8 protein-coding genes are annotated in these 8,860 nt (G+C 72.2%); 5 read left to right on the top strand and 3 right to left on the bottom strand.

Annotated features, from left to right (window positions below; all coding sequences use genetic code 11):
- Position 1 precedes the first annotated feature (1 nt).
- From JAV51_RS03195 to JAV51_RS03185, 3 genes are all read right to left on the bottom strand, one after another.
- On the bottom strand, positions 2-742 hold the full coding sequence (locus JAV51_RS03195; RefSeq protein ID WP_197319091.1) for an SDR family oxidoreductase: 741 nt from the start codon (positions 740-742) through the stop codon (positions 2-4).
- On the bottom strand, positions 739-2,325 hold the full coding sequence (locus JAV51_RS03190) for a wax ester/triacylglycerol synthase domain-containing protein (protein WP_307845718.1): 1,587 nt from the start codon (positions 2,323-2,325) through the stop codon (positions 739-741). The genes JAV51_RS03195 and JAV51_RS03190 overlap by 4 nt, the downstream gene beginning before the upstream one ends.
- Positions 2,326-2,402: 77 nt before the next feature.
- Positions 2,403-3,662, bottom strand: coding sequence for a CdaR family transcriptional regulator (locus JAV51_RS03185; protein ID WP_197319089.1), 1,260 nt, complete (start codon positions 3,660-3,662; stop codon positions 2,403-2,405).
- 298 nt (positions 3,663-3,960) lie between these two features.
- Here JAV51_RS03185 and JAV51_RS03180 point away from each other — a divergent pair, with 298 nt between their 5' ends.
- The 5 genes from JAV51_RS03180 to JAV51_RS03160 are packed head-to-tail and all read left to right on the top strand — an operon-like array spanning position 3,961 to position 8,858.
- Positions 3,961-4,770, top strand: a complete 810-nt coding sequence (locus JAV51_RS03180) for an ABC transporter ATP-binding protein (RefSeq protein ID WP_197319088.1) — start codon at positions 3,961-3,963, stop codon at positions 4,768-4,770.
- Positions 4,767-5,528, top strand: coding sequence for an ABC transporter ATP-binding protein (locus JAV51_RS03175; RefSeq protein WP_197319087.1), 762 nt, complete (start codon positions 4,767-4,769; stop codon positions 5,526-5,528). Before JAV51_RS03180 ends, JAV51_RS03175 begins: the two co-directional genes overlap by 4 nt.
- A 58-nt stretch (positions 5,529-5,586) precedes the next feature.
- Positions 5,587-6,465 carry a branched-chain amino acid ABC transporter permease gene (locus JAV51_RS03170; RefSeq protein ID WP_197319086.1) on the top strand — a complete coding sequence of 293 codons (879 nt, stop codon included), beginning with the start codon at positions 5,587-5,589 and terminating at the stop codon, positions 6,463-6,465.
- Positions 6,466-7,533 carry a branched-chain amino acid ABC transporter permease gene (locus tag JAV51_RS03165; RefSeq protein WP_197319085.1) on the top strand — a complete coding sequence of 356 codons (1,068 nt, stop codon included), beginning with the start codon at positions 6,466-6,468 and terminating at the stop codon, positions 7,531-7,533.
- The gene (locus JAV51_RS03160) at positions 7,530-8,858 is read left to right on the top strand and encodes an ABC transporter substrate-binding protein (protein ID WP_197319084.1); all 1,329 of its coding nucleotides are present in this window, start codon (positions 7,530-7,532) and stop codon (positions 8,856-8,858) included. The genes JAV51_RS03165 and JAV51_RS03160 overlap by 4 nt, the downstream gene beginning before the upstream one ends.
- Positions 8,859-8,860: the final 2 nt, after the last annotated feature.

Genomic DNA, 8,860 nt, shown 5'->3' with positions numbered 1-8,860 from the left:
CTCAGCCGAACCGACGTTGCAGGGCGTCGGTCAGGCGCGGTGCGGCGCCCCGCAGCCGGGCGGGGAACCGCAGCCACCGCGGCACGAACACCTCCGCGTGATCCTTTTCGACCGCGCGCAGGATCGCCTCGGCCACGGCCGTCGCGGACACGGGGCGGGGGAACCGCCGGGTGTAGGCGAGTCCGCGTCGCGCCAGGAACGGGGTGTCGACGACACCGGGCGAGACGACCGAGACGCCCACTCCGTGACGCGCCACCTCGTGGCGCACGCTCGCGGCGAAGACGGTCACGGCGGCTTTCGTGGCCGAGTAGACGGCTTCCCGGTCCACCGCCATGTGCCCGGCGATGGACGACACGAACACGAGTCGACCACGGCGGCGGCGCACCATGCCGGGCAGCAGGGCGTGCGTGACCCGCATCGGGGCGAGCACGTTGACGCGCACCAACTCGTCGATCGTCTCGGCGGACATGTCGGGCAGGTCGCCCGCCCAGCCGAGCCCGGCCGAGGCGACGAGCACGTCGATCGGGCCCACGTCGGCAGCGAGGGTGTCGAGCACGCCGGGGTCGGTCAGGTCGGCCACGTGGGGCGTCGCCCCGGTGCGTCGGGCGACGTCGGCGAGTGCGGCGCGATCGCGGCCGAGGGCGACGACGGAGCAGCCGCGGGCCGCGAAGGCCGCCACCGCCGCGGCCCCGATCCCGGACGATCCGCCGGTGACCAGCACGCGGGCTTCGGGGAGGATCACGACGGCTCCCGCACGGCGGAGTCGGCGACGAGCGACGTCATCCGGTCGGTGAGCGAGTCCGCGAGCGGGGCGAGATCGGCGCGGACGGTGACACACACCGTGATCCACGGACCCCAGGTGAGCGCGCCCCAGGCGAGTCCGGTGCCCGGCGCGAGCGGCAGGACGGGGTAGGCCTCCGACATGACGGCGTCGTGCCAGCGGACCTCGCGTCGAGGTCCCGGCATGACCGTGCCCACGGCGTTGAACCAGTCACGCCGGTAGACCCGCCGGGCGAGTGCTCGATGCAGGGCGGGTGGCAGAGCGCCGAGTGCCTGCACCACGAGGTTGCCGGCCTCCGGCACCCCGGTGTCCGTGCGGGAGCGCAGGGCCGTGGCGACGAGGCGCGCCCGACGGGGCAGGTCCATGCGGTCGACGGGCAGGTCGACCGACACCGCGCCGGTGTGGTTGCCCGCCAGCCGAAGGCTGTCGGTGCCGCGCACCGACCACGGGACCATCAGCCGGAACCGGCCGCCTCCGGCCGCGCCGACGTCGTGCCAAGCCTGGCCGAAGAGGGCGAGCACGAACTCCGCCGCCCCCACGTCGGCGGCCCGGGCCGCCGACCGCACGGCGCGTCCCGGCAGCAGGACCAGCGCATGATGTCGCCCGGCGTGGGGCACCTCCCCGTCGGTGACGGCGTGCGGCGCGCGGCCCGCCGCGGCCAACCGGGCCAGGCCCGACAGCACGGGCCGGAGTCCTCCCCGCAGGCCGGGCACTCCCACCCCGCCCATCGGCCACGCGGGACGGCTCGCCCACGACAGGCGGGCCGCGTCGTCGGTGTCGGACAGCAGCGCCTGCAGGACCGTCATCCCGTCGGCGAGCGCGTGGTGGAGCTTCACGAGCACGGCGCTCCGGCCGTCGGCGAGTCCGGTGACGACCCGTGCGGCGGCCACGGAATGCGCCGGTTGCAGCGGGGCGGAGAAGAAGGCGTCCACCGCGCGGGACAGGTCGGGGGCGACCACCGCGTCGACGAGTTCGGACGCCTGTCGGTCCGGAACGGCGCACCAGTGTGTGGCGCGACATGCCGTCGCCGAGGAGAACCGGCCGAGCGCGCCCGGCACCGTGGCGAGCATGGTCGCTGCCTGGTCGACGGTCGGGGTGGGGCCCGGCTCGAACACCAGCACGGTGCCGACCTGTTGCGGGACGGCGGGAGTCTCGACGTGTGCGAACAGGGCGTCGGCCGCGGGCAGGCGTCGAGTCGCGGTGCGCACCTCGGGGAAGGCGAGCCGGTGCAACGCTCGCGCGAGGCCGTCCTCGTCACCGGGGTCCCACGAGGCCGCGGGAAGGTCCAGCCCGCGACGTCGCCGGAGCCAGTCGAGACCCGCGGTCGTCGCGGGATGGGTGGAGAGCACGAGATCGGGTCGGTCCTCGTCGAGGACGCCGCCGAGCCGACGGCCGGTCGGGCCGGGCGCGCCCGGCGGTACGGTCCGGGCCGTCACGCCGGCGCCGGGCCACACCCGGTGTACCGCCTCTCGGACCGTGGTCAGGTCGAATGTCGTCGTCCCGGTGGAGACGACGAGAAGCTGGGGTGCCGTCGAGGTCCGCACCACCTCAGCCTGCCATCCAAGGCGCTGACCTGCGGTGTCGACGACGAGGACTCACCTGCCCGGACGAGGTGGACCGGTCAGCGGGCCTTCGTCGTCGCGCCCCGATCGCCGTCCGTGTCGGGGCGCCGCACGGCGAGCAGGCCCAGGGTGAAGAGCAGTCGGTCACGAGCGTTCGACACCGACCGACCGGTGACCGACTCGATGCGCTGCAGGCGGTAGATCACCGTGTTGCGGTGGCAGTAGAGCTGTTGCGCGGCGCGGGTCGGTGAACAGCCGTTGTCGATGACCGCGGACAACGTCGTCAGCAGCGTCTCGCGTTCGTGTTCGGGCAACCGCAGCAACTCGCCGAACGCCACCTGCGCGAGCCGTCCGGTCAACTCGGGACTGCCGACGAGCAGCGCCTCGGGCAGGTGCTCGTCCAGGAACGCCACTCCCGGTTCCCGCAGTGTCTTCGCGGCCGTGCGGGCGAGGGTGTAGGCCTCACCGACCTTCCCGAGGGTCGTGATCACCGGAGAGGCCCCGACCCGACCGCACACCGACGGTCGCAGGGCGTCCAGGACGTCGGCCGGGGTGCGGTCGGCGAGCGCGACGAGCCCCACGATGTCGGAGGGGCGCACGTGCCAGGACGAGACGAGACCGTGCGTGGCGAGCGTGTCCCGTGGGGACCGCAGCGGTTCGTCGCTGGGGTTGTCGACCGGGGCGACCACGCACAGCATCGGTCCGCAGGTCGGCAGTCCGAGCACCGTCGCGGCCTCCTGCGCCACGGTCGGGTCCTTGCCCCGGCCGTCCAGCAGCGCGTTGAGAAAGGCGTGCCGTCGGCTGAGTTCCTGGCTGCGCAGCCGGGATTCCTCCAGCCGGTAGGCGTCCACGAGTGCCGCCGACCCCGCGTCGATCACCCGCCACCCCCATCCGGAGGCGTCGAGCAGTTCCCGGTCGTAGCGGCCCCGGAACCGCTCCCGGGAGGTCGACAGCAGTCCCTCCCAGATCACCTGCCCGCCCAGCCGGTAGGCGTGCAGGACGGCCTCCAGCGGCACGCCCTCGCGTGCCCGTTTGCGGCCGGTCTCGCGGGAGGTGTCGTTGGGGTCGACGCCCTCGGGAATGAACCCGCCGAGCGTCTGCACGCCGCGTTCGATGTTCGCCTTCAGGTTCTCGCGCAGCGCGTCGGGCGACGACACGCTCAGCTCGGCGTAGGAGGGTTCGGTTCGGAGCACCATCAGGGTGAGGCGGTCGGCGAGAGCGTCGAGGTCGTCCATCAGCACGGTGGTGAGCACGCGCAGGGCTGTCCGCGCCGCCGTGGAGACCTCGTTGTCCGCCGGTTGACGTGCTGCCGTCGTCATCCGAGTGACCATGGCACGGGACGTGGGCTCGCGTCCAGCTCCACCGTGCGTCGTGCACAACCCGGCTCGTGTCTTCTGTGCGGGGCGCCCGACGTCCGGTCACGCCCGCGGAGTGGGAACGTGGCGGGCCGGTTCGTCGCGAGTGCTGCCGGTTTCGGGCGGTCTGCCCAGTTCTGCGGCGAAATGCTGGGCGAAGCGCCTATGGCCGCCGTTGGGCGGTCGGCCCGAGGCTGATGCGTGCCCCGGCCAGTCGGCGCCCGGGGTGCGGCGACGAGGCCGACGGGCGGGAGGTGTGGACGTGCGGACCGAGCACACGCTCGACACCGACGAAGGGCGAGCCGAAGGAACCCTGTTCGACCTGCGGGGCGTCACGGTGCGATTCGGTGGTCTCACCGCGTTGTCGGACGTCTCGATCGCGGTGCGACCGCGAGAGGTCCACGGTGTGATCGGCCCCAACGGGGCGGGCAAGACCACGTTGTTCAACGTCTGCTGCGGGTTCGTGCGTCCCGAGACCGGGACGCTTCGCATCCGAGGCACTCGGATGCCCCCACCGCGACCGCACGAGCTGGCCTCCCTCGGCATCGCCCGCACGCTCCAGGGCCTCGGTCTCTTCCACGGGCTCACGGTGCTCGACAACGTGATGGTCGGCGCCGACAGGTTCCGACGGACGGGGTTCGTCCCGGCGTTGCTGGGACTGCGACGTGCCGTCGCCGACGAGGCGGACCTGCGGGCGAAGGCCGAGGTGGTGTTGCGGGAACTCGGCATCCACGCCTATGCCGACGCCGTGCCCGGGAGCCTGCCGTACCCCGTTCGCAAGCGAGTCGCCCTGGCTCGCGCGTTGGTGTCGGAACCCGACCTGCTGCTGCTCGACGAGCCCGCGAGCGGGCTCGGTCACGACGAGCTGACCGAACTCGCCGACCTCGTGCGCGTGCTGTCCGACCGGATGGCGGTGCTGCTCGTCGACCACCACATGGATCTCGTGATGTCGGTCTGCGACCGGATCACCGTCCTCGACTTCGGTCGGGTCATCGCCTCGGGCAGCCCGGACGCGATCGCCGAGGACCCCGCCGTGATCACGGCGTACCTGGGTGAGGAGGCCCGCCCATGAGCGGCACGGACCAGCACGAGCCCACGGGGCGAGGACTGCACGTGCGCGGGCTGACCGCCCGCTACGGTCCGGTGCTCGCACTCGACGACGTCGACGTGACGGCACCGCCCGGACGGGTCACCGCCGTGCTGGGGGCGAACGGCGCAGGCAAGACGACGCTGTTGAGGACGGTGTCCGGACTCCTGCCCGCCCAGGCGGGCCGGGTGCACCTCGGCACCGACGTCGGCGACGTCGACCTCACCGACGTGAGCGCCGAGGAGGTCGCCAGAGCCGGGATCGCCCACGTCCCCGAGGGCCGCGGGGTGATCCCGGACCTGACGGTGGAGGAGAACCTCCGGCTCGGCGCTCTGCTCGGGGCCGTGCGGTCGACCAGGCGGACCCCGCCCACGATCGCCGACGTCCTCACGCTGTTCCCCTCGCTGGAGCGACGCCGCAAACAGGCTGCGCACTCCCTGTCCGGGGGCGAACGACAGATGCTCGTCATCGGCCGCGCCCTGTTGTCCGCGCCCGAGGTCCTGCTGCTGGACGAACCGTCGCTCGGGCTCGCCCCACGGGTGGTCTCCCGCATCTTCGCCGTGCTGCGGGAGCTGGTGGACACCGAGGGCCTGGCGATCCTCCTCGTCGAGCAGAACGCCCGCAGCGCACTGTCCATCGCCGACACGGGCGTGGTGCTGAACCTGGGCCGGGTGGTGGCGCGTGCCGACGCCGCGGTGTTGGCCGAGGACGACGACCTCCGGCACGCCTACCTCGGGCTGTGAAGCCCCCTCGCACCCGCCGACCGAGCCGGACACGGCGCGACCCCGGGAGAGACCCCGCATGCAGCGATTCGTCGACCTCACTCTCAACGGCATCAGCCAAGGCGCCGTCTACGCGGCGTTCGCGCTGGCGCTGGTGCTCATCTGGCGTTCCACGCGCGTGGTCAACTTCGCCCAGGGCGCGATGGCGATGCTCACCACGTACGTCGCGTTGACGCTCATCGAGAACGGCCAGTCGTACTGGGTGGGCTTCGCGGTCGCGCTCGTCGCGGGCCTCGTCCTCGGTGCCGTGATCGAACGGCTGCTGATCCGGCCCGTCGAGGGCGGTCCCGAGCTCAACGCCGTCATCGTGACGCTCGGGCTGTTCGTCGCGTTGCAGGCGTTGGCCGCGATCCTCTTCGGCTCCGCCTACCAGTCGTTCCCGGCGCCGTTCTCCCTCACCGGTTTCGACGTCGGCGGGACGACGGTGGCGTTCACACCCTTCGACACGTTCGTCGTCCTCGCGGTGCTCGTGGTGATGCTCGCGCTCGTCGCCCTGTTCCGCCTCACCGACCTCGGACTCCGGATGCGGGCCGCGGCGCTGCACCAGGAAGTCTCCCGGCTGCTCGGTGTCCGCGTCGGCCGTCTGCTCACCCTCGGTTGGGCTCTGGCCGCCGTGGTGGGGTCGCTCGCCGGGCTGCTGATCGCGGGCGGCAGCCTCATCCACCCCGCCTACATGGAGCCGGTCATCGTGTTCGGTTTCGTGGCCGCGGTGCTGGGTGGGCTCGACAGTCCGCCCGGAGCGGTGGTGGGCGGGCTCCTCGTCGGACTCGCACTGTCCTACGTGTCCGGATACCTCGGCAGTGAGCTGGTGGCCCTCGCGGCGCTCGTGATCCTGGTCCTGGTGCTGCTCGCCAGGCCACGGGGACTGTTCGGCCACACGACCGAGAGGAAGGTCTGAATGAGTCAGCAGACTCCGACGACACCGGCCCGGCGGTGGTGGGTCCCGGCGTCGCCTCCCGCGCGCCACCTGCTCGCGAGTGCGATCGCGCTGGTGGTCGTCGTGCTCGTGTTCGAGAACGTCGACGCGTTCCGCCACGCCCAGCTCGCCTCCGTGGCCTACTACGCGATCGCCGCCGCCGGACTGACCGTCCTCACCGGGCTCAACGGCCAGATTTCCCTGGGACACGGCGCGCTCATGGCCGTGGGCGCCTACACGACGGCACTGGTGCTCCGGGAGGGCTCGATGCCGTTCGGGGTCGCGATGCTGGCCGCCATGGTGTTCACCGCGCTCGTCGGGATCGTCGTCGGCGCGGCCGCCGCCCGGCTCGCGGGACCGTACCTGGCCGGGGCCACGCTGGCACTCGCAGTGGGGCTTCCGGGACTCGCCCTGCACTTCGACCGCATCCTCGGCGGTGAGCCGGGCATTTCCGTGCCCACCCCGACGCCCGCCACGTGGTTCGACGACGTGGCGTACTTCGTCACCGGCACGGAGCTGGGACACCAGAAGTTCCTCGCCTACGTGGCCTGGGCGACCCTGCTGCTCGTGCTCCTGCTGCTCGCCAATCTCACGGCGGGGCGGTACGGACGCGTCTGGCGGGCCGTCCGTGACGACGAGGTCGCCGCCGCGCTCGCGGGCATCCATCTCGGCCGGGCGCGGGTGCTGGCGTTCGTCGTCAGCGCGGCCTGCGCCGGGCTCGCCGGGTCGGTGTTGGCGATGGTGGTGCGGTTGACCGCGCCGAGCGGGTTCACGATCGTGCTGTCGTTGTCGCTGCTCACGGCCGTGGTCGTCGGAGGACTCGGCAGCCTGTGGGGCGCGGTGCTGGGCAGCGCGCTGTTGGTGTTCCTCCCGCCCGCGGTGACCGACCTGGGCACCGAGTTCGGGCTGGACGCGGAGCGCGCGGCGGAGCTGGCGCCCCTGGTCTACGGAGTCGTGCTGATCGCCGTGATGCTCGCCGCTCCGTCCGGAGTCGCCGGACTGGGACGCCGGGTCTGGAACCGAGTCCGAAACGGAAGGAGCAAGGGATGAGAGCCGAACGAGGTCGGGCCCGGCTGCGCGCGACGGCGGCCGGAGTCGCCGCGGCGCTGCTGTTGGCGTCCTGCGGAGCGGGCGGGCGACCCGAGGCGGAGTCCGGCGGCGCGGAACCGGGAGTCACCGCCGAGACCGTCACCATCGGTGCCCACTTCCCGCTCACGGGTGTGGCCGCGCCCGGATACAGCGAGATCCCCACCGGGGCGAAGGCGTACTTCGACTTCGTCAACGACCAGGGCGGAGTCCACGGCCGCACGATCCGATACCTGTACAAGGACGACGCCTACAACCCGACCAACACGAGCCAGGTCACCAACGAGCTGGTGCTGAGCGACGAGATCTTCGCGATGGTCGGCGGGCTCGGAACGCCCACCCACAGCGCGGTGCTCGACTTCCTGCACGACAACGGTGTGCCCGACCTCTTCGTCTCGTCCGGGTCGTTGCTGTGGAACCGACCCGAGACCTATCCCAACACCTTCGGCTGGCAGTCCGACTACGAGATCGAGGGCAAGATCCTCGGCCGGTACCTCGCCGAGAACCACCCCGACGCGAAGGTGGGCCTGCTGCTGCAGGACGACGACTTCGGCGACGACGGCGAGAAGGGCATCCGCGCGTTCGTGGACGAGCAGATCGTCGAGGCGGTTCGCTACGCGCCCACCACGAACGACATCACCCCGCAGATCAGCGCCCTGAAGGACGCCGGCGCGGAGATCGTCGTCGGGTTCACGGTGCCGTCGTTCACCGCGTTGAGCCAGTTGGCCGCCCAACGGCTGAACTTCCGGCCGCAGTGGGTCTACAGCAACGTGGGGTCCGACGCGGCACTCGTCGGTTCGCTGCTCGCCCGGTTCTCCGAGGGAGCCGTCGACGACGCGAGTTCGCTCGACGGGGCGCTCACGACCGAGTACCTCGCGGGCGTCGACGAGACCGACGACCCCTGGGTGCGGTTGTGGCAGCGGGTGTGGGACGAACACGGTGGCGACGGCGACCTGACCAACTACCGCATCTACGGGATGGCCCAGGCCTACACGTTCGTGCAGGCACTCCAGGCCGCCGGGCCGAACCCGACCCGCGAGGGACTCGTGCGGGCGCTCGAAACGGTGGGTGGCGAGTTCGCCGGTCCGACGTTCGCGCCGTTCCGGTACTCCGCCGACTCGCACGCGGGCGTGTCCGGAGTGCGGGTCGCGCGGATCGAGGGGACCGGCAGCGAGGCGTTGACTCCGGTGCTGCTCACCGACAACGGCGACGCACCGATCACCGAGTCGACCACCGAGCACGCCCCGCCCCCGGAGGACGGCATCCCCGACGTCGAACCCGTGAACTGACG

It is taken from the genome of Saccharomonospora sp. NB11, assembly GCF_015910535.1.
Lineage (GTDB): Bacteria > Actinomycetota > Actinomycetes > Mycobacteriales > Pseudonocardiaceae > Saccharomonospora.
Note: the sequence above shows the minus strand (reverse complement) of the source record. Positions and strands in the feature narration are given on the sequence as shown.

Excerpts from the sequence above, each read along its gene's own strand:
- JAV51_RS03185 (WP_197319089.1), bottom strand. The coding sequence starts at position 3,662 with ATGACGACGGCAGCACGTCAACCGGCGGACAACGAGGTCTCCACGGCG.
- JAV51_RS03175 (WP_197319087.1), top strand. The coding sequence starts at position 4,767 with ATGAGCGGCACGGACCAGCACGAGCCCACGGGGCGAGGACTGCACGTG.
- JAV51_RS03170 (WP_197319086.1), top strand. The coding sequence starts at position 5,587 with ATGCAGCGATTCGTCGACCTCACTCTCAACGGCATCAGCCAAGGCGCC.
- JAV51_RS03165 (WP_197319085.1), top strand. The coding sequence starts at position 6,466 with ATGAGTCAGCAGACTCCGACGACACCGGCCCGGCGGTGGTGGGTCCCG.
- JAV51_RS03160 (WP_197319084.1), top strand. The coding sequence starts at position 7,530 with ATGAGAGCCGAACGAGGTCGGGCCCGGCTGCGCGCGACGGCGGCCGGA.